Genomic DNA, 21,970 nt, shown 5'->3' with positions numbered 1-21,970 from the left:
AGTCTTAAGTAAGGATTATGCTACGGTTTGAACTTTTGACTTAAGACTTTGAACTTCAGACTTACGACTCAACACTTTAGACTTTCCAACTAAATCCCTAACTTCACCGCCCTAAAATCATATACTTTAATTATGAAATTATTAGAAGGAAAAACCGCGCTGGTTACCGGTGCGTCAAAAGGAATAGGTCGTAAAATAGCCGAAAAATTTGCCGAGCACGGCGCTAACGTAGCTTTTACTTATTTATCATCTGTAGAAAAAGGTCAGGCCCTTGAGCAGGAGCTGCAAAGCTTCGGTACTAAAATAAAAGGTTACCGCTCCGACGCTTCAAAATTTGACGAAGCCGATAAACTGATCACCGATATTGTTGCAGATTTCGGTACACTTGATATCGTAGTGAACAACGCCGGCATCACCAAAGATGGCCTGCTAATGCGCATGACAGAAGAGAACTGGGACGAAGTACTTGACGTAAACCTGAAATCAATTTTCAACGTTACCAAAGCAGCATCGAAGATCATGATGAAAAACCGCAAAGGTGTATTCATTAACATGAGCTCGGTAGTTGGTGTACAGGGTAATGCCGGTCAGGCTAACTATGCTGCTTCAAAAGCAGGTATTATTGGTTTCTCAAAATCAGTAGCTAAAGAGTTAGGTTCACGTAACATCCGTACCAACGTAGTTGCACCAGGCTTTATCCGCACTGAAATGACCGACGTGCTCGATCCTAAAGTTGTTGAAGGTTGGGCAGCGGGCATCCCGCTTAAACGTGCCGGCGAGGTTGAAGACGTAGCTAACGCCTGCGTATTCCTTGCATCAGATATGGCAGCTTATATCACCGGTCAGGTTATTCCGGTTGATGGTGGTATGTTGTAGATAAGATTATTTAGCTTCGTTCCTTAAACATTTGTCATGCTGAGGAACGAAGCATCTTCTTCGCCCTGTATGACCGCCCTGCTTATTGAAGAAGATCCTTCGCTGTCGCTCAGGATGACAAAAGAGTCTCAACCAATAAACCAAAACTTATTCCCCTCTTCTCACAATAATTTCGCATTTTGCAGTTAATGTTATCGGGCCTGGTTGTCGGCGCCTCAATCTATACTATAGCTACAAATGTTTTCACTTACATGGGGTTCTGTTTCGGGATGGTGGACACCGGTTTGCCTGTTATTAGGTTTGGCCTATGCCTGGCTCATGTACCAGCAACCCGTCGAGATCGGCCGGAATTTACGTTATGGATTAGCTGCCCTTCGTGCTATCGCGGTTTTCCTTATCGCGTTACTATTGGTTTCGCCTTTGGTTAAATCAATTAAATACGAACCTCAAAAACCTTTAGTGCTCATCGCTCAGGATAACTCATCATCCATCAATACTTTTAAACCTGCAGGCTTTAATTCATCAGCTTTTGTTGATGATCTGGCTAAGTTGAAAGAACAGCTTGGCGATAAGTACGATGTGCATGAGTTTAATTTTGATAAAGATCTGCACGCCGGTTTATCGAAAAGCTTTGGCGGTAAGCAAACAGATATTGCAGGCGCGCTGCATCAATTGAACAATCGCTTTACTAATCAAAATATGGGCGCTTTGGTGCTGGCTACCGATGGTTTATATAACCAGGGCAATGATCCGCAATACGAAGCCAAAAACATCAAAACCAGTATTTATACCGTTGCCCTTGGCGATACTACAGCCAAACGCGATCTGCTTATCGGCAATATCAACTATAATAAAACAGCCTTTTTAGGGAACGATTTTATTATAGAAGTGCTTGCCACAGCTTACCAGAGCAAAGGCGAAAACATGAACATCGCGGTTGCCGAAGATGGTAAACAGGTATATCAGCAAAGCATCCCGGTAACTGCAGCCGATTTTAAAAAGATCATCCCCATAAAATTAAACGCAGCTAAAAAAGGTTTAAGGAAATATAATATCAGCATAGCACCGATTAAAAACGAGCTATCCACACAAAACAATACCGAAACTATTTATGTAGAAGTGCTTGATGCCCGCCAAAAGGTTTTGTTGCTATACAATGGGCCGCACCCGGATATTACGGTGATCAGGCAAGCTATTGAAACTAATAAAAATTACGAGGTTAAAGCCGCTTCAATTACCAATGCCGCGGATATTAAGCCTGCGGATTATAGCCTGGTTGTTTTATACCAGATAAGCGCGGCGGATTATCCACCAATTAAAAACTTCATCGCTAAAAGTAGAACGCCCGTATGGTATATCGTTGGTTCGCAAAGTAATTTACAGGCGGTTAATAGTGAACAAGGCGTGGTGAAAATCAGTGTTGGTCGAGCTGAAACGCAGGAAGTATTGGCTTTGCCTGCCAGTGATTTTACTGCGTTCAACTTATCAGATTCCGCACGAAGAAAGATCAGTGCCCTGCCACCGTTATTGGCTCCTTTTGGTAGTTATGGCACTTCAACCGGTACTTCGATTTTATTGCGGCAGAAGATAGGGGCAGTAGCTACAACTTATCCGCTGTTGGCTTTTGGCGATGAGGCTGGTCGCCGTACTGCTGTATTAACCGGAGAAGGCATTTGGCGCTGGCAGCTTTCCGAATATCAAAACTATGGCAACCGCAACGCTACCGACGAGTTGCTAAGTCAAGCCGTTCAATATCTAACGGCCAATTCCAACCGTCAACGCTTCCGTGTTTACCCGGCCCGTAATGTATTTGACGAGGGCGAGAACGTAATACTCAACGCCGAGTTATACAACGATGCCCTCGAGCTGATCAATACGCCCGATGTGAAGATCGAGTTGAAAAACTCGGCCGGTAAAAATTATAGTTACCTGTTTACGCGTACCGGCCAAAGCTATCAGCTTGATGCAGGCGCTTTACCTGTTGGAGAATATACCTACAACGCATCCACCCAAAACGGAAAACAGGATTTTAAAGCAAGCGGGCAATTCACCATAAAGCTATTAAACCTCGAAACCCGCCAAAGCGCGGCTAACCATGTGCTATTAAACACCCTTGCCAAACAAAGCGGTGGACAAATGATCAAGCCATCTGATGTAGCCAAGCTTGCCGACCTGATCCGTAAAAATGAGAATGTGAAAACTGTTGTTTATGAAGATAAGCACTACAGCGACCTGGTTGATGTGAAATGGTTGTTTGGGTTGATTTTGGTGCTATTATCTGTTGAGTGGTTTTTGAGGAAACGGGAAGGGGAGATTTAGAGGAAAGAATCAAGATTGTAAGAAGCAGGAAGCAGGAAAAAGCGGGGGCTTGCGCGATTCCCTCCCACGGGAGGGTGTAGGGAGGGGTTTCTAAAAGCGACTAAACAAAATGGCAAAAATCATCCCATATAATCCCACACTAAAAGAGCTCGCCAAGAAGCTTCGAAAGAATATGACTTTCGGTGAACTTATATTATGGAATGAACTAAAAGAAGATAAACTGTTAGGTTTCGATTTTGACCGTCAACGTTGCGTAGATAATTACATAGTTGATTTTTATTGTAAGGAGTTAATGTTGGCTATCGAGATAGATGGCCGATATCACAATCACGAAGATATTTTAATTAAGGACGAAGCAAGACAAGCGAAATTGGAGAGCTTTGGTATTAGGTTTTTGCGATTTGCTGAGGCTGAGTTGAAAGATGATTTGGATAACGTTTTGCGGGCTATTGAAGGATTGGTAGTAGGAATTGTTAAAGAAGATCGTTCGATTAAGCTGCCTGAAGGATTTGATATGAGCTTGTTGGAGTAGCTGGGTGTAGAAACCCCTCCCTACACCCTCCCGTGGGGAGGGAATCGCACGAGGCCCCGCTTTTGCTTTAATTTTTCCTTTATTTCTTATCCGTCGAATCCGGCACCACCACATAAACATCTTCATTTGCTTTTTTCATGAGGTATTTTTCGCGGGCGAATTTTTCCAGTTGTTGGGGGTTGGTGGTGAGTTCGTTAAGCTCTTTATTCACCTGGTCGGTTTGCGCTTTGTAGAAATCGCGCTCTACGCGGAGTTTTTTAACCTGCTGGTGGTATTGGTATTGCGAGAAAAGATCGTTCCTATCGAAAAATATCATCCATACAACAAAAGCCAGCGTAACAAGGAAGAATTTATTCTTGAAAAGGTCAATAAGGCGTTTCATTGATATGGGCTGCGTAAATTTCATTTAAAGCTATTTGATTTTTTCTACAGTCGCAAATATGGTTATTAACTTATTAACAGGGAAATTTTGTTTAGGTGAGTAGTTGATTGGGTTTGTTAGGTGAGTGGTTGATTTGAAATTCTTAAACCACTCACCTAATCAACCACTCACTTAAGCCACCATTCTTATCCTCTTCTCGATCCACTCATGCCACTGGCACCACCCGGGCGACCGGCTTCTGAACGGCTACCGCCGGATCTTTTGTTGCCTCCAGAACGGCCATTACCGGCAGAGCGACTGTTTCCGCCACCACCGCCAGATTTGCGATTATTACCACCACGGCCGCCACCGCGCTGACCACCGCCCGAGCCACCTTTTTTAGGTGCTTCGTTTATTTTGGCAGCCATAGCTGCCGGGCTAAGCGGGTAAGGGTGACCTTCTTCTACCGGGATCTGTTTGGCTATCAGCTTGTGGATATCTTTCAAAAACTCCAATTCTTCGGCATCGCAAAATGAAAATGCTATACCGTTTGCACCTGCGCGGCCCGTACGGCCAATGCGGTGTACATAAGTTTCGGGTACGTTAGGTAACTCGTAGTTAATAACGTGGGTTAACTCATCAATATCAATACCACGGGCCGCGATATCAGTAGCGATAAGCACACGTGTAGTACGATTTTTAAAGTTGGTTAACGCGCGTTGCCTTGCATTTTGTGATTTATTGCCGTGAATAGCTTCGGCAGTGATGCCAACGCGGTTCAAATCTTTCACCACTTTATCGGCACCGTGCTTTGTACGGGTAAATACCAGTACGGTTTTGATAGTTTTATCTTTCAGGATGTGGATCAGCAGGTTCTTTTTGTCGCCCTTATCCACGTAATAGATGGCCTGTTGAATAGTTTCTGCAGTAGATGATACTGGTGTAACTTCCACTTTTTCAGGGTTGTTCAGGATGCTATCCGCCAAGCCCTGGATCTCTTTTGGCATAGTGGCCGAAAAGAACAGGGTTTGCCTTTTTGCCGGTACTTTGGCAATGATCTTTTTAACATCATTAACAAAGCCCATATCCAGCATGCGGTCGGCTTCATCCAATATCAGGAATTTAACATGCTCCAGGTGAACATAACGCTGGTTCATTAAATCCAACAAACGGCCCGGAGTTGCTATCAAAATATCAACACCCCTGCGCAATGCATCAACCTGTGGGTTTTGCGATACACCACCAAAGATCACCAGGTTTTTAAGTCCGGTGTGTTTGCCATAGTTAGTGAAACTTTCGCCAATTTGCAGGGCCAGCTCGCGGGTTGGTGTCAGCACCAATGCTTTAATGGTTTTTTGCTCTTTATGGGCAATCCTGTCCTGGTGTAAAAGTTGCAGGGTAGGGATAGCGAATGCCGCGGTTTTGCCGGTACCGGTTTGGGCGCAGCCAAGTAAATCCTGGTGGTTTAATATAATAGGGATGGCTTGCGCCTGGATTGGGGTAGGTGTAGTATAGCCCTCTGTTTTTAAAGCCTTGAGGATAGGCTCAATTAAATTTAAATTTTCGAATGACATTTGATCTTTTGTAATATATAATGTGCTAACGCGAAAGCATAAGCGGATCTGAAGAGTTTGCGGTGCTCAAAACCGTAAGCGAACGGGTACTTGTTTGCAAAGATACGCTTTTTATTGTTAAGAAGATTTTAAGGGATATTTGGAAGAAAGCTCGAGAACTTTCATCATGTCATTGCGAGGCACGAAGCAATCGCACGTAGGCATGTTCGCCGTGTATACTTCGCGATTGCTTAGTTCCTCGCAATGACGATATTATTATATTTACTTATGCAGGCGTCGTTTCTGCATCGGCTTCTTCCTGCTGTTTCTTTTTGGCAGCTTTGTCTTTTTTCCACGATTCAAGGAGGATCAGGCCCATCCCAACCATAATAGATACATCGGCCACATTGAATACTCCAGTTTGGAAGATCTGGAAATTCATGTGCATAAAATCGGTTACGCTGCCGTACATCATCCTATCGTACAGGTTACCCGCGCCACCGGCAATTACCAATATGATACCAATGGTAGTAAGGTTGCCGATAGACGGTTTAAACATTACATAACCGATACCAAATGCAAGCGCTATTAACGGAAGTAATGAAAGCAAAATGAAACGCCACGGATTCTCCAACGAATCGCCAAGGCTTAAAAACGCGCCTGTATTTTCGGCATGAAGTATGGTGAAAAAGTTTTTGATCACAAAGATGTTATCACTGCCAACGTGAACATGCTCGCGGATGTAAACTTTTGTAATCCTGTCTAACCCTACGCTTGCAATAAATATCAGCACAATAGCCAGTATCCTCAAAATCCCTTTTTTGTTCATCAGTATTATGGTAACAAATTTTATAACGTGGCTGCCATGGTTTAATTATCCGGTTGCCGGGAGGCAAAGGTATAAAAATATGTGTTGATCGATAATATCAAAATTACCGTCGTGTTGAACTTGTTTCAACACCCCACGCGCTAAGCAACCATGCTAAGCAAAGTGGATACCTGTCTTGTGGGATGCCGAAATAAATTCGGCACGACGGCGGAGAGAATGGGGGATATACAAACAAAAAAGGCCACCTGTTTACACAGATGGCCTTTGATATCATCAATCAGAAATTACTTTTTCAAAAATTTGAAATCTTTACCGATAAATTTAGCGTTAGCGCCTAATTCTTCTTCAATACGTAATAACTGGTTGTATTTAGCGATCCTGTCTGAACGCGAAGCCGAACCGGTTTTGATCTGACCGCAGTTTAATGCTACAGCAAGATCAGCAATGGTAGAATCTTCAGTTTCGCCCGAACGGTGGCTCATTACTGAGGTGAAACCGTTAGTTTGAGCTAAAGTAACCGCGTTGATAGTTTCGGTTAATGAACCAATTTGGTTAACTTTTACCAGGATCGAGTTAGCAATACCTTCGCTAACACCTCTTTGTAAACGTTTAGTGTTAGTTACAAACAAATCGTCACCTACTAATTGTACAGTTTTGCCAATTTTTTCGGTCAGGATTTTCCAGCCTTCCCAATCGTCTTCGGCCATACCGTCTTCGATAGAAATAACAGGGTATTTAGCAACTAATTCGGCAAGGTAATCAGCCTGCTCAGCGCTGGTGCGGATAGCACCTTTTTCACCTTCAAATTTAGTGTAATCGTATTTGCCGTCTTTGTAAAACTCAGATGCAGCGCAATCAAACGCGATGAAGATATCTTCACCTGGTTTGTAACCAGCTTTTTCGATAGCTTTTAAAATGGTTTCAACACCATCTTCAGTACCTTCAAAAGTTGGAGCGAAACCACCTTCGTCACCTACAGCGGTTGATAAACCACGGTCGTGAAGAATTTTTTTCAGGTTGTGGAATACTTCAGTACCCCAACGTAAAGCTTCAGAGAATGAAGGAGCGCCAACCGGCATGATCATAAATTCCTGGAAAGCGATAGGGGCGTCAGAGTGTGAACCACCGTTAACGATGTTCATCATTGGGATAGGTAAAGTGTTAGCGTTTACACCACCAATGTAGCGGTATAAAGGCTGACGGCTTTCCTGAGCGGCAGCTTTAGCTACAGCTAATGAAACACCTAATATAGCGTTGGCACCAATTTTACCTTTGTTTTCGGTACCGTCAATCTCGATCATTAAAGCGTCGATAGCGTTTTGTTCAAACACGTCGATACCTTTTAATTCAGGAGCTAAAATTTCGTTTACATTTTCAACGGCCTTTAAAACGCCTTTGCCCATGTATTTTGATTTGTCGTTGTCGCGAAGCTCAACAGCCTCGTGAACGCCGGTTGATGCACCAGAAGGTACAGCAGCGCGACCAAATGCGCCATTCTCGGTTAAAACTTCAACCTCGATAGTAGGGTTACCGCGCGAATCTAAAATCTGGCGGGCATGCACATCAATTATTATGCTCATAATGAATTGTCAGAGTGTGGTTTGAATGAATACTATTAATAACGGCGGCTAAGTTAACGTTCAAAACAGGAAAACGCAATTGAAATTTTGTATTTGTAACGATTATTGGCTGGTTACCGTACGATTTAACATGAATTTAATATAGAATGGCCGATTTTTTTATGAGAATGAGTGCCTGAACCGGGATTTGGGGCGATTTTTGAGATTAGTTGGATTTTTCTTGTCTCTCACCATTTGTATGAACTCGAATTTTGGGGAATTATTGGAAGTAACAGAATGCTAAGCAAATTCGACAAATTCTCAAAATTCCCCCAAATTCGAGTTCAGACAAAAAAATCTGTTTATCCCAAAAATCTACCCAAATCCCGGTTCAGGCAAAAATCAATCACTCGTTGTAGGCACATGCTCACGCTGCACAGCGTTCTTACGATGGATGCGGTACATCAGTATCAGCATAATATTATTCTTATCGCTCTTAGTCGTGGCAGAATAATTGTATTGATTGATCCAGCCAGCCTGTAATATCAGCGATTTATCAAACTGGTAACCCAATGCGGCCGAAACACGGTTACGCTCAAAGTTAGGCACTTTGTTGTTCAGGAACACCTCATCAAAAACCGAAAGAAACCATGTTTTAGCCACAATTTTTGTGTTGTTGAATGGAACAAATACGTTAAGCCTGTAGCGGAAGCGATTGCGGTAATCGCCGTTAACCCAGCGTTGTTCCACACGGTAACGATGCTCGAGTTTTAAGCGGTACAGGAATTGGTTACTGGTGATCTGTTCCCAAAAACGGGTTTCGGTAATGGTTGGACCTCTGCCTACGTCCATGTAATCGTATGTGGTATAACGGCCAGTACCCAACAGCGCGGTGAAGTTTTTATCAATATCGTAGCTTACGCCGCCTTTTATCTCAAAGTATTGAAATTGGCTGAAAACATTGTTGGTTCGGGTTTGAAATTCGGTGTAACCACCCCACTTATGTGCACTGTCGCCTGGCAAAACAAGGGTAGTTATGCCCCAAGTACCTACTTTTGAATCTTGTGCCTTAACATTAATTGAACATATTAGTAATGTTACCAAAATGAAAGAGGCGATTGAAAGCTGTTTAAATCTCATTTAGGAAATAATTTGTACAAAAGTATTTCCTAAATGTTACCTAAATGTTAATGTTAACTTAGTTAATGTTAAGATATTGTTAAGTTTCACAATAAATTAACATTGTGTTATTCCCATTTAAAGGTTTTTACCGCTACAGCATATATTCCCACAAACCAGGCCAGCAAAATCAGTAGTTGGTGAGTAACATCGCCCAGGCCTGCACCTTCAAAAGCTACTTTACGCATAGCATCATTTAAATGGGTGAGGGGTAGTACTTTACTGATGTATTGCAGCCAGGTAGGGAAGGCTGTAATAGAGAAAAAGGTACCCGATAATAAAAATTGTGGCAAGGTAATGATATTAGAAAGCGGCGGTACCGAACTCTCATTTTTAGCAATGCCCGATACGGTAAAACCAAAGCCCATAAATATAATTAGCCCAATGGCCGAAAGCACCAGCATGTTCAACACCGTTGTAACGCCATGAATAAGCGTAAAGCCAAACATATAATGGCCAACTAAAATAATGAACAACGAGCCTAACAGCGAAAAAGCTAACCTTGCGATGGCCTCGCCTAAAACGATACTGTAGCGTTTAACCGGCGTAGCGAAAAAGCGTTTGATAACCAACGTTAAACGCAGGCTCAGAAACACGAATGCTGTGCCAAAAACGCCGCTGCTCAGCAATGAAAAACCCAACTGACCCGGTAATATAAAATCGATGTATTTATAAGGGCGGCCGGTTATGGTTTCTTCCTTCAGGTCGATTATTTTAGGGATCTGTACCGTAGTGTATGATTGAATGCGGGAAAGCTCTTCCGACTGGATCCTATAAAAAATATTGTTCAGAGCCGATTTTAGTACGCTTCCCTTATCGCCTGATGCCTGGCTGTATTGTACATGCACTGTCATGGCAGCAGGTGGAGCAAACGGTTTCAGGTCTAAAATAGCATCAATATTTCCTTTAGATAGATTGCTGCTCATTTCTTCGGCCGATTGATCGGTAATGAGGTGCATGATCTTGTTGTTTTTCAAGGCCATGTAAACCGGGTTTTTTGATGAGGTATCACTGCCTTTGGCAACGCCTACATCTATCTTCATACCGCCTCCGCCAATATTGGCAAAAACGATAATAAATATCAATGGGAAGGCCAATGTAAACACCACTGCCGAAGGGCTGCGTAATATCGACCGGAAACTGGCTTTGGCAATGGCCAGGGTTGCTTTTGTATTGCTGTATTTTTGGTTCATTTCATTTAGTCATTTTGCCGATGGCGTCATTGGGTCATTTACCTGCGGTGTCATTGAGTTATTAGTTCATTTTCAGAGTGCTAACTGCAAACTAAAAACCGCCAACTGCAATTAACCTTCCCGCCATTCTTTACCTGTTAGGTTAATAAACACATCTTCGAGGTTGGCAAGTTTAACTTGCTTTTTGCGTTCGAAGCCGGAGGCAACCAACTCGTCGATAAAATGATCGGGGGTATCTATGCCTATAATATGGCCGCCATCAACAAATGCTACGCGGTCGCATAGTACTTCAGCTTCGTCCATATAGTGGGTGGTTATTACCACGGTAGTGCCCTGGTCGCGGATCTGGCGGATCAAATCCCAAAGGTTGCGGCGGGCCTGTGGGTCGAGGCCGGTGGTTGGCTCATCTAAAAAAATGATCCTTGGGTTGTTGATCAGCGTTGTTGCGATAGAAAAACGCTGTTTTTGGCCGCCCGAAAGATCTTTGTATTTGGCTTTAGCTTTATCGGTAAGGGCTACTTTCTCCAGCATCTCCATCGGTGTTTTGTCTATTCCGTACAAGCCCGAAAACAGCACTATCAACTCCGAAAGGTTAAGGTTTGGATAATAACCCGCGGCTTGCAATTGTACGCCAATGCGTTTTTTGATGTTATCAGCATCGGTTTCAATATCAAAACCATCAACGGTAATGCTACCTGATGTTTTCTCGCGAAGGGTTTCAATGATCTCGAGCGTGGTGGTTTTACCCGCACCGTTGGGGCCAAGTAAACCGAATATCTCGCCTTCATAAACTTCAAAACTGATGCCTTTTACGGCTGCAAAATCGCCGTAGTTTTTTACCAGGTTATTTACAGTGATAATGGGTTGTTTTGCCATAGGGTAAAAATGCATTTCATTAATGAAATAACCATGAGTTTTTCGGTGAGTTACGTAATTTTTACGGTGAATGTACGTTAGGGGAGGTTTTTCATGTTGGTGGTTTGGGCACGCAAAGATGCAAAGGTTTTTAATGTTAAATAGTTTTAGATTTTTAGACACGCAAAGACGCTAAGACGCAAAGATTTTTAAGGGTGAATAGTTTTAGATTTATAAGTATGCAAAGTATTGAAATTCGTAAATTTTTTGTTGTGTTCTTTGCGGCTTAGCGCCTTTGCGCGAAATAAAAAGCCCGGATAATGATATCCAGGCGTTAAACATTTTTACAAAAATAGGCGTTTAGGAAGCCTTAACTTCACTTTCAGATTTCAGCACTTTGTTGCCGTTATCCTGCTCAATTTCGTAAGCTGGCTCCTGTTTGCTGGCGTTCCGTTTTACCTTTGCGCCTTTTATAGTTTTGCTTACAGGTTCGGTGTGCTTTTTAACAACCTTGCCTTCAGCTTCTGATTTTCCCCATTTCCAGGTTACTTCATCTCCCTTTTTCATTGTGTCTCTCTCTTTCAAGGATAACACCTGTTGCAGGTTATTGATTTAACAAAGATGAACTAACCACTCCACCGGGGTGCCGGAGCTTATTTAATCAAGTGACCAATTGAATGGGCTATAGCAACTGCATGTTCGGCGGCTTTTACTATCAAATGGAATAATTGTACTGCAAGTAGAGTTTTCATGGCATTTAATTGTTGTTGTTTAGTGATCCAAAATTGCATACAAATGGCACCCTACCGTTAGTATTATTAGGTAAAGCAGGTTCAACTTCCGGTAAACGGGGGTAAAACATCGGAGAAATAGCGGTTAATGGATGGCAGAGTCGGTAAAACTTCCGGGAGTAAAATAACTTGGGTTTTGTTTTGTACGAATATTTTAAATGTATATGCTTTTGTTACATTTGTGCTAATAATAAAACCCTAATTAATTATCACAAAATGAAAAAGACAGCGCTCTTAGTCGCGTTAATGCTATTGTGCGGCATTACTCTCCAGGCACAGATCAAACAAATTGCAGAAGGCCCCGTATTTGAAGAACCTGAAGATGGATTTGCCAAAATGCTCCAGTTTAAAAACGGTACTACCATGTTCGCACATATCGACCCTAAAAAAGGCATCGATGTACGGCGATATGACGCCGCGCACAAGGAAACTGCTGTAACCCACATCGACCCCTCGTATGGAAAATTGAAAAATGGCAGTATTAAAGGCTTTTTTGAAATAAATGGTAACGCGGTATTACTAATAAGCGAAATAGATGGGCGTGTACCTTCCCTTTACCGGATTATTATTGACGGTAAAACCGGTGACTTGGCTGATGATCAAAAAATAGCTGAATTGAATAAAATGAGCATGTTTTCGGGCTACTCGATGGTGTTTGGGAGCGTGCCAATGCCTGATTTTTTTGTACGTAAAGATCCGGACAGCGACAATTATGCTATTGCCTCATTTAACTCATTCGAATCGGACAGGAACAAACGCATAGAAATAGTAGCATACGGTGCCGATAATACAGAAAAAAGTCGGGCATATTATAACTCGCCCGATGATAGGTATAAGTACCTGAAGTATTTAGATATGGCCGTAATAGGCAGCGAAAAGGTTTGTGTTTTGGCTTACGCTTCCAACTCACAATCGGGCGGTAAAGATGGTGAACTGATTTTGGCCGGGTTAGATAAAGGTGCCAAATCAGTTACTTTAAATGAACTTGATTTTGCGAGGAATGAAGCTGTATCGTGGGGATTGGCCAGGTATAGCCCAACTGTTAAGCAAATCATTATATCAGTAACAATTAAAGGCAGGGGTAACAAATATACCCCGTTGCTGGCCTTTGTAAATCCGTATGATAAAAAAGTGAACAGGGTTGACGCCGCAAGTCCATCTGCACGGATCATTGATTATCCTAAAGATGAATTTGATGGTGTACCTGTAAACCTGTTTTTAAATGCCGATGGAACATTTAGCATCGTGTTTGAGCAGATCAGTGTTTCGGTTGTTAGTTATTCGGGCATTAACATTGGTCCGGTAGCGCCCGGAAGTTCAACCAGTTGGCTCCGCAACATCGCCATAGTAAACTACAGCAAAACCGGCGAGTTTATCAATGATTACATGATCAGAAAAAGGCATGATGTTAACGCGGCCTACCTGCAGCCTTATTATCAATCAACAAGGCACGATATGGGGCAGATGCTTTACAAAGGCAACCAATATAAATCATTTGATTTTATAAGTGCAGGCCCACGTAGCTATGTAGTGTTTAACGATACCGAACGCAACAACGACGCGCAGGAAAAAGGCGGAGTAATAACTATTGAAGGTGTTAGTAATTGCGACGCGTTTGTTTATCCGCTAAAAGGCACCGATTTGATCCCTAAACGCGATTATCTTTTCGGTAATCCCGAAAGCAAAAAAGAGCATAACCTGGCTTTGTTCACCGTGTCTGATTATGATAAACAAAGCAACGTTTACGCTACCTTGAAGCTGGAAAATCAGCATGGTAATAAAGGAGTAAAAGTTATTTGGTTGCAACCATAACTATCTGGCACAATTGGCAAATAAATAGCTTCAATTTATATGGACTTTTATCTTGACGATTTAACAATAAAAACTACAGGTATTAAGGTGGATAGCCTTCTGGAAACCTGGAAGTGGCTGGTAGATGACTTTGCCGAGGTATTGGTAATATCAAAATTGGGCGATGTGTTTTTCACTAGCCGGCAAGGGCAGGTGTACTGGCTTGCAACAGATACATTTACCTTAACACAAATTGCTGCTGATAAAGCCGACTTTAATAGTTTGTTAAATGATGCGGAGAATGTAGATAATTGGTTTTTGCCGCAACTATTGCAACAGCTTGAACAGGCCGGGATTTTTTTAAATGATAACCAGGTTTATAATTTTAAAAAGATGCCTGTTATGGGAGGCGAGTACTCGGCAGATAATATTGAGCCGATAGATATAGAAGTGCATTTTCACTTAACTGGCCAAATTGGCAAACAAATAAAAGACCTACCCAACGGTACAAAAATCAAACTTAAGATTGTTGACTAACAGTAATTAAAATAGAAAAAGCCGCTTTATATAATTAAAGCGGCTTTTTCATTTCATCTTCGGTTAATATCCATTCGCCGGATCATTAATTGCGGCATCTATCCAGGCAACGCGTTTATTTAGGAAATCTTTAATATAGGCTACCTCGGCCGAATAACTGCCCAATACTACGTTATTTGGCCAAACGTAGGTGTTCAGGATATCCCATTTCTGAAAGTTTTGCCTTTGGGATAGTTCGAGGTAAGCAGCCTGGCTGTCAATATCAGCAAGGATCTGTTTAATGATCTTTCCTTTAATGTCCTCATTCCAGCGTTTTTTAACTTTCTCCCTAAAATTATAATCCTGGTGCAGGCGAATCATCCACTTGGCATTGCGGGTGTACCACTCCAACGGCTGACTGGCAACCGAGTAGTCAACATTGCCTAAACTCAAATCAAAATCCCAGGCCGGGCCCATGCCCAGTTTGCCGCCGCGGTCTTTATAATAATATATACTGCTAAAATCCCAGCTGTCCTGGTTTTTCATGATCTCGGCAGTAAAGTACCAGTTTATAAACGAATCGGTGTTGATGTATTTGGCATATCCTTTAGCCGGATCATCAAAATCAGTACTAAAAATTGCGTTTTCGGTATCCTGTATGTAGGTTTTGATATAATCAAGTTGGGCAGTGGTGATAGCATCCGGCGATTTAATGGTGATTGGCAGCCCCTTTGTTGTTTCAAACCAAAAATCGGCATCGCGGCGTTCATCAAGTTCAAGCAGGTAGCCGCCGGTTATTTTATCGGCCGAATTATCGCTGCTTTTAAGTTCGGTGATGTTAACGCGGTTTTCATTCACCTCAACCTGTGTGGTGAGCATATAGTTGCCTATAAACTCGCCGTTCATCACCACTTCAACAAAGCGAGCAGGGGGAGTAAAATCAGCTCCGAGGCGACGAGCCAAATCAAAAGCTACCCAGTTACGGATCAGGGTTTTATCATCATAGTTGGCCAGCAGTACCCAGTTTTTAGCGGCAGGCATTCCCAGCATAGCCGCTTTGCTGCTAAACTTCATGCGGTATGGCTTTTTCGGGAATCCCCAGGTAGAGTTACCGCGCCCTTTAATTTGCAGGGGAATGGTTAACTGATCTTGCTGAAAATCAACGTTAGGGTCAACAGTAAGCGAGCCTGTTACATAATCATCTTTTGATACTACAGGGCCATTGGTAGTTAGATAAAGTATAGGCAGGCCGGTAAAGTTTTTAACTTTTACCCTGTAGCTTTTGCTTAAGCCTTTGGGCGTAGCTATGTTTAATGTTACCGGTTTACTATAATCAATAGCCGTAGTACCACTAATTAGAATGGTATCGCCTACTTTTACAGTGGTACCGGTTGTTTTAGCTGCGAAAGTGATCACCAGTTTTTTTGATGATTTCATGGCCGGGATAACGCCGGTTATTGAGTCGCCTGCTATGGTAAGGTTCAAATCCGAAGTGATAATTCCAGCATTGTTTTTAACTTCCAGCTTTACCGAATTGAAATCGGCAGTATCTTGCTTAATAGCAACGGTATCTTTAGGGGGCTTTGGAGGTACTACAATAGCTTTCTCTTTTTTACAACTCCAGGCAGCTATTGCCAGTACAATAATTAGCAGGTATGGTTTTCTCATTGGTTTGATAAGGAGCGTAAATGTAGTTATTTATCAATTAATTAACAATTTGTTAATATCGAGATAGGTGATCGTCTTTTAAAGCAGGTACTGATCACAGGGCTACAAATAAGAAATTTCCACACGGATTTTTTCGAATTATCGAATCAAACCAATTTTGGTTTGGTAACCGGTTTGTCAGCTTACCAAATTAGCCAATGCCTGGATAACCGTTACTGTATGCTCTTGCAGGGTAAGCATCATGGCTATTATAGGTGTGTAAAATGTTTTCATGATAATGTTATTTGCCACAAAGATGTGCAGCTAACCAATTATCAAACAGATGTTTTAGGTAAAACGGCATAAAATGTCGGTGAATGGCTTTTTTTATAAAAAGAAAGCCCTTTCACGGATGTTTGCAATAGCCGTTAACTTAAGAGGTTAATTTGGCGCAAGCATTTTAAAATCCCCTCTCGAGAGTAATAGCCTATGAATTGACAAACGGCAAAAAATGGCTGGATAGCATGCCGAAGAATTACTCACCCGGTCTACGCTACGCTGGACCACCCTCTTCGGCAAGCCGCAAAGAGGGTAGGAAAAATAAAAACAAGAAATCCCCTCTTTACGCGCAGCGTAGAGAGGGGTGGCGAGCGTAGCGAAGTCGGGGTGAGTTAATATGCAGGCGATAATCTTGCAGATTGTCTAATGATGGGCTATTACTCTCCAGAGGGGAATCGCACAGTCCCTCGCTTTTCCTTAAGTTAACGGCTATGGTAACTTAACGGGAAGGCGCTTGAAAATACATAGACAGATAACCCCTTTACAAGAGAAATTTAGAAACCTTTTACGACCAAAACCCATGCGCCTTGATCTGGTTTGAAGCATAACCCTGCAGTTTTAAAAGTTTGCGCAATTCGCTTACCATGGTATTGTTACCGGCCAGGTAAAATACCGAATGCTCCAGGTTATAATGTTGCTCCATTACCCAGCGCATAAGGCTGTTGTGCCCAAAGGCGTCCCTGCGCTCGATAGGTTTTATGGGCGATTTAAAATACTGGTCGAATAAATTGCGGTGGTCATCATTGGCCATAATAATAGCGCCCGAAAACCTGGTGGAGGGTAACACCATTTGTTGCAGTGCCAACATGTGGCCCATGCTGCTTTCATCGCCAAGGCCTATAATGGCAGGGGTGCTGGCTGGGGCATGCCGGGTGGTGCGGATCTTGAAATAGCGTATGGTATCGCCGTTTTGCAGCTCCCGGGCCCATTTACTGCCCGGGCCTTTGTGCGCTGCATCTATATAAAGGGTGCAGGTACTTGTTTCTGCATCCCAGCTTGCGGGGGTATAATCGCGGTAAGTGAGGTTATCAACCTTTACTTTTATATACGGTACCTCGTGCCAGCTCTGCATATCAACCTGTGGTAAATGCAGGTCGATCTCGATCATGGTTGATGGTTGCCAATGACGCACTTCAAGTACGCGGCCGCTCTGTAAAAGTTGGTTTTCGAGTATGTTCCCCGCCGATCTTTTTATTTTATTTAGAGTGGATGTTTCCATGTTGTGTTTGATTTGATAACACAAAGAAACTACGTATCCGTCTGTATTAAAATAGAGTGTTTGCGGTAATGATTGGATTATTTACGGCTCCTGTCCCGGAACTCGAGAGGGGTGATAGTAGCCGATTTTTTGAATAATCTTGAAAAATAAGTATGGTCATCATAGCCTAATGTATGGGCAATTTCCTTTACGTTGAGGTCGCTGTAAAACAACAAGCGCTTGGCCTCCAACATCACCTCCTGCGTGATCCAATAACTTACCGGGAAGCCGGTTGTTTTTTTAAGCACCTCGTTAAGGTATGACTCAGACACATTAAGCAAAGCTGCGTAAGCCGATGGGCTTTTGATGATCCGAACTTGCTCAAGCAATAGCTTTTTAAACATCAGCGAGATCTGCCCGGGACGAGACAACTGTTTTTCCGGGTTATGCACTTTACTGAAGTTTGCCGCTACCATACCCGCGAATGATTGTACAAGCGATTGCAAAATAGGTGCGTAAAAAGGGTTCTGCGTGTTTTCGGCGTGTTTTTCGTTAATAAGGTGCAGTACTTGCTGGTACTGGTTCATCTCGCAGTCGCTTAGCTGGCAAGGCTGCTGTAACACCAGCTGATTTTCAAATACTGCGCGATAGCCAGGAGGGATATGCTGAGCATCCAACGCTACAAACCATCCGCCGGCAACCTCATTACGGATGCGGTGATGTACCTGCCCGGGTAAAATATAATACAGTGACCTTTCCTGAAACCTAACTTCGTGAAAATCTATCATCAGCGAGGCTGTACCCTTTTCTACCAAAAAAAATAAATAATGATCATCGCGATGTGCCCCCAGAGGTTCTTTTTCTTTGGGCTGATCGCCGAAGGCGAAATAGCTGATATCCAAGCCCGAGCTTGTGCGTTCAAGTAGTTGGTGTACAGGGATATCTTTCATATGGCGGGGTATTTATTTTAGTTTAGATAAAGTTTTATTTAAGAAAATGGGCTAATACAGCTATTTACCTGTCGCCATCAACCAGCATATAAATTTCGTGCATGTAGGCGGCCTCGTCCATAGCCGCATGGAAATCTTCCCACTCGTCAACGCTAAAGGTAAGCTGGATATCATTAACCGGGGTGCGCATTACCACACGCTCCTGCCCATCCGGAAAAGGGAAGGAGTGATCGCCAAATTCAAGGTCGACAGTAAAGTTTTTAAACTGTATAAACTGGCTGGGTGTAAAGCTAAGGATCAGGTTATGGTGCCATATAAATATACACTGGCATTCGGCACACCTGCTTATTACTGAGGTACCTTTTTGACTAAGTATTTTCGCGTCGCACATAAAAGCTGATTTATTAATTTTTAGTTGGTGCCTGCTCTGTTGGTGTACCATTTTTTTCAGAATAGCCTAACCACAGAACAGGACTTTATATTTTAAACATGTTGTATCAATAGTGTATTGCCAAAATTTATGTGTTACAGCTTAGCTGCCACACATGTTCATCGGCTTTGATGCAACAAAGGAATATCTTATTTAGAATAAATCCAAATAAAAATAAAAAAAGCTTGTGTTCAGCCACTTAAATATTAGCGATAGAGATGGGCTATTGCATGCGCTAAGTACTCATAGTATAAAATAAATAAACTTTATTATATTAATTGCATGATATTAGCCGTTGCAACAGCCTTTTATAAGGCTATATCAACCGTTAAATTTTTGTTCATTTTATTCATTATGGCAGTTTGCTGCTGTAAAGGGTATATTTAAGGATGTAAATTAATCTGACAGAAAAATAGCTGTTATGAATAATATATAAAAACAATATATTATATTTATTGTATTATTGGCATGCCCCTACCAATAATGCATCTACTGAGTTGAAACGCCAATTATGACCAGTTTTTCTAAATATTATTTCGAGGGGTTAAAAAAGTCTGTGCTGTTGGTAGCGGGGGTTGCAAACATAGCGCCTGCCGATTGCAAAACACTTGAGGCCTATATTTTGGAAAAAACCAAACAACGGGTAAGTGAAACTACGCTTAAACGTATATACGGCTTCGCGTACAGCAAATTTAATCCATCAATGTTTACTCTTAACACCCTGGCACGTTATTGTGATTTTGAGGGCTGGGACGATTTTTGCAAAAAGCAGGAAACCGAAAATACTAAGCAAGCAACTACAGCAGTTGATTGGGACCTGCTAAAAATAAATGCCGGTAAAATAACTTCATTTACGTTGCAGGCACTTAAAAATAAAACAGGTATCCCTTATCCTCAAACCATCAGGCGGCAGTTTATTGATGATCATTTCGCGGCCTTTTTACAGGGTAACTATACTGCCACTGTTATTGCCGCACCTGCCGGATACGGAAAAACAGTTGCGCTATGCCATTGGGTTGATGAAAAGGTGCACCAGAACAGTAACGATATTGTACTCTTTTTTAGCAGTAACGCCCTCATGAACGTTTTTTTAAGCGGGCGCGATATTAACGATTGGATGCTGGGCTTGTTGGGCTACTCGGTTGAAGAAGATATTATGGCCCTGCTTGATCTGAAGCAGCGCAAAGAAGGTCGCTTTTTTTTGATTGTTGATGGTGTTGACGAGCACATGTTTAAAAGTGATCAGTTTCAGCTGGTATTAAACCAACTGGTTGATATATTTTCGTTCTATCAATCGCACGATTGGTTTAAGCTGGTTTTAACCATGCGCTCATCAACCTGGATCAATTATAACCACACCATCGAAATGGGTGAAAGTCCCTGGTTTGAGGGCTTCTTTAGCACGCATGATCAGCCTTCAAACGTGCCGCTTTTCAGTATCCAGGAAATTAAGGAGCTTTGCCTTAAAATAAACCCGGCTATACAAAGCTATGTGGCCGTAAATGTTGTTGAAAATTTTAATCACCCGCTATATTTTCAGTTTTATTACAAGCAGCATAAGAAGAATTTTTCGCTTAATGATATCGACCACGTAAGCGTTTACGAGTTGATATCAAACTTTATCCTCAATAAAGTTTACATGGGCCAATACTCGGCCGATAAAATATATGTGATCCAGGCCATTGTTGAGCAAATGGATTTTGGCGCGGGCGTGTTTGAGGCCGGCAAGCTGCGGCTTATCAATATCATTAAACATTATAACCATGCCTACCTCGAGTTGTTGAGCATCGGCTTTATCCGCGAGCAAAACTACAGCAACGATTTTGAATACAAGGCATCGGTTGAGTTTAGCAACAATCATTTCCTGGAGTTTTCAATAGCACGCTATTTACTGCAACAAAACAGTAACCGTTTTAATGCCGACCTGGTGGCTATCATCAACCGGAACTTTACGGGCGAACGAAAGCTATCCATATTAAAATGGAATATTATTTACGCTATAAAAAGCGGGCAGCACGAAAGTTTTCAGTTGTTATCACAAACCCGCTTATCAACTAAAGAAAAATCAGATCTGATCATTTTTCTGGGAGATTTGCTTGATAAGGAGTTTAGTACCTTACAGGATACTGAATCATTGGTACAATACTTTAAGCAGGATTGTGGTGATGAATTATTTGATTATTTGTTTGGGTTGGAGTTTGTTAACAACGATTACGGCAAAACCCTGCATACCCTGCTCAAATTTGAGTTGAGCGATAAAAAGAGAATATTGGTTTATACCGCGCTGGCTACATTAAGCGCCGTGCGGCTGGAAATGAACAAGCTGGAAGAGTACCTTAAAATAATGACCAATTTTGGGGCTGTAAGCTTTTACGAATTTCCGGTGAACCCGCTGAAATGTTTGAATGCCTTATTTCAATATTTAAAATACGGTATTATTAATAAGGAGTTTTTTAGGGAACTTACCCGGTTTTATTTCCGCCCTCCGCTGCACCTCGAGGCCAATACCTCTAATGATCTGCTGTTTTTACTTTCGGCGCACACTTTAAAAATATGTAACCAGCCTTTAAAAATGTTGCGTTTTGTAAAGGCGCTCGAAAAGCATTACCGCCTGGTTAACAGCACAACCTGTGTTTATAACTTTTTTTTAAAGCTGATAAAAACAGAAGAGTTTTTGGCGTTGGGGCAGGTAAAGAAAGCCATTGTACTATATTTTGAGCTTGATGAAGCTTATAAAAAAGAAGCGGAATCTTTTACCCCCTTAATGGTAGCATTAATGAATGGGATAAAAATTATGGTTAGTTTTAATAACAGGCAGCTTTCGCTTACTAACGATTCGATAGAAGAGTGGGCCAATGTTATTATTAACGAAATGGATTACAAGCTGCTAAAGGTATATATGCTTGCCTATTTATTGCGAAACCAATATGTAATGAAAAACCCGCCAGAGCGGGTTTATAAACATATCAGTTATATATTTTTAAAAACGATGAGCGAAAGCGGTTTGCGGGCCGATATATTTTTGAAGCAAAACAGCTTTGTAAACTAACAA

Annotated in this window: 18 protein-coding genes; 6 read left to right on the top strand and 12 right to left on the bottom strand. The window is 42.1% G+C overall.

Annotated elements, in window-relative coordinates; genetic code table 11:
- Positions 1–132: 132 nt before the first annotated feature.
- The 3 genes from fabG (at position 133) to AAFN85_RS10135 (ending at position 3,727) form a co-directional block, all read left to right on the top strand.
- On the top strand, positions 133–876 hold the full coding sequence (gene fabG, locus AAFN85_RS10145) for a 3-oxoacyl-[acyl-carrier-protein] reductase (RefSeq protein WP_112575821.1): 744 nt from the start codon (positions 133–135) through the stop codon (positions 874–876).
- A gap of 237 nt (positions 877–1,113) precedes the next feature.
- Positions 1,114–3,195, top strand: coding sequence for a hypothetical protein (locus AAFN85_RS10140; protein ID WP_347527081.1), 2,082 nt, complete (start codon positions 1,114–1,116; stop codon positions 3,193–3,195).
- A 109-nt stretch (positions 3,196–3,304) separates the two neighbouring features.
- Positions 3,305–3,727 (top strand): DUF559 domain-containing protein, encoded by a 423-nt coding sequence (locus AAFN85_RS10135; protein WP_347527080.1) that lies wholly within the window; start codon positions 3,305–3,307, stop codon positions 3,725–3,727.
- 79 nt (positions 3,728–3,806) lie between these two features.
- Here AAFN85_RS10135 and AAFN85_RS10130 read toward each other — a convergent pair whose 3' ends face one another.
- From AAFN85_RS10130 to AAFN85_RS10095, 8 genes are all read right to left on the bottom strand, one after another.
- Positions 3,807–4,133: a septum formation initiator family protein gene (locus AAFN85_RS10130; protein ID WP_347527079.1), complete on the bottom strand. Its 327-nt coding sequence runs from the start codon at positions 4,131–4,133 to the stop codon at positions 3,807–3,809.
- A 161-nt stretch (positions 4,134–4,294) separates the two neighbouring features.
- Entirely contained in the window at positions 4,295–5,662 is a 1,368-nt protein-coding gene (locus AAFN85_RS10125) for a DEAD/DEAH box helicase (RefSeq protein WP_347527077.1), read from the bottom strand.
- A gap of 265 nt (positions 5,663–5,927) precedes the next feature.
- Positions 5,928–6,470: a signal peptidase II gene (gene lspA / locus AAFN85_RS10120; protein WP_347527076.1), complete on the bottom strand. Its 543-nt coding sequence runs from the start codon at positions 6,468–6,470 to the stop codon at positions 5,928–5,930.
- Between the two features lie 284 nt (positions 6,471–6,754).
- Positions 6,755–8,050, bottom strand: coding sequence for a phosphopyruvate hydratase (gene eno / locus AAFN85_RS10115; RefSeq protein ID WP_347527074.1), 1,296 nt, complete (start codon positions 8,048–8,050; stop codon positions 6,755–6,757).
- A gap of 381 nt (positions 8,051–8,431) precedes the next feature.
- Positions 8,432–9,169 carry a DUF2490 domain-containing protein gene (locus AAFN85_RS10110; protein ID WP_347527073.1) on the bottom strand — a complete coding sequence of 246 codons (738 nt, stop codon included), beginning with the start codon at positions 9,167–9,169 and terminating at the stop codon, positions 8,432–8,434.
- Between the two features lie 107 nt (positions 9,170–9,276).
- Positions 9,277–10,401, bottom strand: a complete 1,125-nt coding sequence (locus AAFN85_RS10105) for an ABC transporter permease (RefSeq protein ID WP_347527072.1) — start codon at positions 10,399–10,401, stop codon at positions 9,277–9,279.
- Between the two features lie 111 nt (positions 10,402–10,512).
- Positions 10,513–11,277, bottom strand: a complete 765-nt coding sequence (locus AAFN85_RS10100; protein WP_347527070.1) for an ABC transporter ATP-binding protein — start codon at positions 11,275–11,277, stop codon at positions 10,513–10,515.
- Positions 11,278–11,616: 339 nt separating this feature from the next.
- Complete coding sequence (locus tag AAFN85_RS10095) at positions 11,617–11,823, bottom strand: DUF2945 domain-containing protein (RefSeq protein ID WP_347527069.1); 207 nt, start codon at positions 11,821–11,823, stop codon at positions 11,617–11,619.
- Between the two features lie 440 nt (positions 11,824–12,263).
- Between AAFN85_RS10095 and AAFN85_RS10090 the strand changes: the two genes are divergently transcribed.
- Both AAFN85_RS10090 and AAFN85_RS10085 read left to right on the top strand, forming a co-directional pair.
- Complete coding sequence (locus AAFN85_RS10090; protein WP_347527067.1) at positions 12,264–13,859, top strand: hypothetical protein; 1,596 nt, start codon at positions 12,264–12,266, stop codon at positions 13,857–13,859.
- Between the two features lie 39 nt (positions 13,860–13,898).
- A complete protein-coding gene (locus AAFN85_RS10085) occupies positions 13,899–14,375 on the top strand; it encodes a T6SS immunity protein Tdi1 domain-containing protein (protein ID WP_347527066.1) in 477 nt (158 codons plus the stop codon).
- 63 nt (positions 14,376–14,438) lie between these two features.
- Here AAFN85_RS10085 and AAFN85_RS10080 read toward each other — a convergent pair whose 3' ends face one another.
- The 4 genes from AAFN85_RS10080 to AAFN85_RS10065 form a co-directional block, all read right to left on the bottom strand.
- On the bottom strand, positions 14,439–16,022 hold the full coding sequence (locus AAFN85_RS10080; RefSeq protein ID WP_347527064.1) for a CotH kinase family protein: 1,584 nt from the start codon (positions 16,020–16,022) through the stop codon (positions 14,439–14,441).
- A gap of 823 nt (positions 16,023–16,845) precedes the next feature.
- A complete protein-coding gene (locus tag AAFN85_RS10075) occupies positions 16,846–17,559 on the bottom strand; it encodes an SIP domain-containing protein (protein WP_347527063.1) in 714 nt (237 codons plus the stop codon).
- A 77-nt stretch (positions 17,560–17,636) separates the two neighbouring features.
- Positions 17,637–18,488 (bottom strand): helix-turn-helix domain-containing protein, encoded by an 852-nt coding sequence (locus tag AAFN85_RS10070; RefSeq protein ID WP_347527062.1) that lies wholly within the window; start codon positions 18,486–18,488, stop codon positions 17,637–17,639.
- 64 nt (positions 18,489–18,552) lie between these two features.
- Positions 18,553–18,930 (bottom strand): DUF6686 family protein, encoded by a 378-nt coding sequence (locus AAFN85_RS10065; protein WP_347527061.1) that lies wholly within the window; start codon positions 18,928–18,930, stop codon positions 18,553–18,555.
- Between the two features lie 499 nt (positions 18,931–19,429).
- Here AAFN85_RS10065 and AAFN85_RS10060 point away from each other — a divergent pair, with 499 nt between their 5' ends.
- The gene (locus AAFN85_RS10060) at positions 19,430–21,967 is read left to right on the top strand and encodes a hypothetical protein (protein WP_347527060.1); all 2,538 of its coding nucleotides are present in this window, start codon (positions 19,430–19,432) and stop codon (positions 21,965–21,967) included.
- Positions 21,968–21,970 lie beyond the last annotated feature (3 nt).

This window comes from Mucilaginibacter sp. CAU 1740 (assembly GCF_039839285.1).
Taxonomy (GTDB): Bacteria; Bacteroidota; Bacteroidia; order Sphingobacteriales; family Sphingobacteriaceae; genus Mucilaginibacter.
This window is presented reverse-complemented; position numbering and strand designations above follow the sequence as displayed.

Excerpts from the sequence above, each read along its gene's own strand:
- fabG (WP_112575821.1), top strand. The coding sequence starts at position 133 with ATGAAATTATTAGAAGGAAAAACCGCGCTGGTTACCGGTGCGTCAAAA.
- AAFN85_RS10140 (WP_347527081.1), top strand. The coding sequence starts at position 1,114 with ATGTTTTCACTTACATGGGGTTCTGTTTCGGGATGGTGGACACCGGTT.
- AAFN85_RS10135 (WP_347527080.1), top strand. The coding sequence starts at position 3,305 with ATGGCAAAAATCATCCCATATAATCCCACACTAAAAGAGCTCGCCAAG.
- AAFN85_RS10130 (WP_347527079.1), bottom strand. The coding sequence starts at position 4,133 with ATGAAATTTACGCAGCCCATATCAATGAAACGCCTTATTGACCTTTTC.
- AAFN85_RS10125 (WP_347527077.1), bottom strand. The coding sequence starts at position 5,662 with ATGTCATTCGAAAATTTAAATTTAATTGAGCCTATCCTCAAGGCTTTA.
- lspA (WP_347527076.1), bottom strand. The coding sequence starts at position 6,470 with ATGAACAAAAAAGGGATTTTGAGGATACTGGCTATTGTGCTGATATTT.
- eno (WP_347527074.1), bottom strand. The coding sequence starts at position 8,050 with ATGAGCATAATAATTGATGTGCATGCCCGCCAGATTTTAGATTCGCGC.
- AAFN85_RS10110 (WP_347527073.1), bottom strand. The coding sequence starts at position 9,169 with ATGAGATTTAAACAGCTTTCAATCGCCTCTTTCATTTTGGTAACATTA.
- AAFN85_RS10105 (WP_347527072.1), bottom strand. The coding sequence starts at position 10,401 with ATGAACCAAAAATACAGCAATACAAAAGCAACCCTGGCCATTGCCAAA.
- AAFN85_RS10100 (WP_347527070.1), bottom strand. The coding sequence starts at position 11,277 with ATGGCAAAACAACCCATTATCACTGTAAATAACCTGGTAAAAAACTAC.
- AAFN85_RS10095 (WP_347527069.1), bottom strand. The coding sequence starts at position 11,823 with ATGAAAAAGGGAGATGAAGTAACCTGGAAATGGGGAAAATCAGAAGCT.
- AAFN85_RS10090 (WP_347527067.1), top strand. The coding sequence starts at position 12,264 with ATGAAAAAGACAGCGCTCTTAGTCGCGTTAATGCTATTGTGCGGCATT.
- AAFN85_RS10085 (WP_347527066.1), top strand. The coding sequence starts at position 13,899 with ATGGACTTTTATCTTGACGATTTAACAATAAAAACTACAGGTATTAAG.
- AAFN85_RS10080 (WP_347527064.1), bottom strand. The coding sequence starts at position 16,022 with ATGAGAAAACCATACCTGCTAATTATTGTACTGGCAATAGCTGCCTGG.
- AAFN85_RS10075 (WP_347527063.1), bottom strand. The coding sequence starts at position 17,559 with ATGGAAACATCCACTCTAAATAAAATAAAAAGATCGGCGGGGAACATA.
- AAFN85_RS10070 (WP_347527062.1), bottom strand. The coding sequence starts at position 18,488 with ATGAAAGATATCCCTGTACACCAACTACTTGAACGCACAAGCTCGGGC.
- AAFN85_RS10065 (WP_347527061.1), bottom strand. The coding sequence starts at position 18,930 with ATGGTACACCAACAGAGCAGGCACCAACTAAAAATTAATAAATCAGCT.
- AAFN85_RS10060 (WP_347527060.1), top strand. The coding sequence starts at position 19,430 with ATGACCAGTTTTTCTAAATATTATTTCGAGGGGTTAAAAAAGTCTGTG.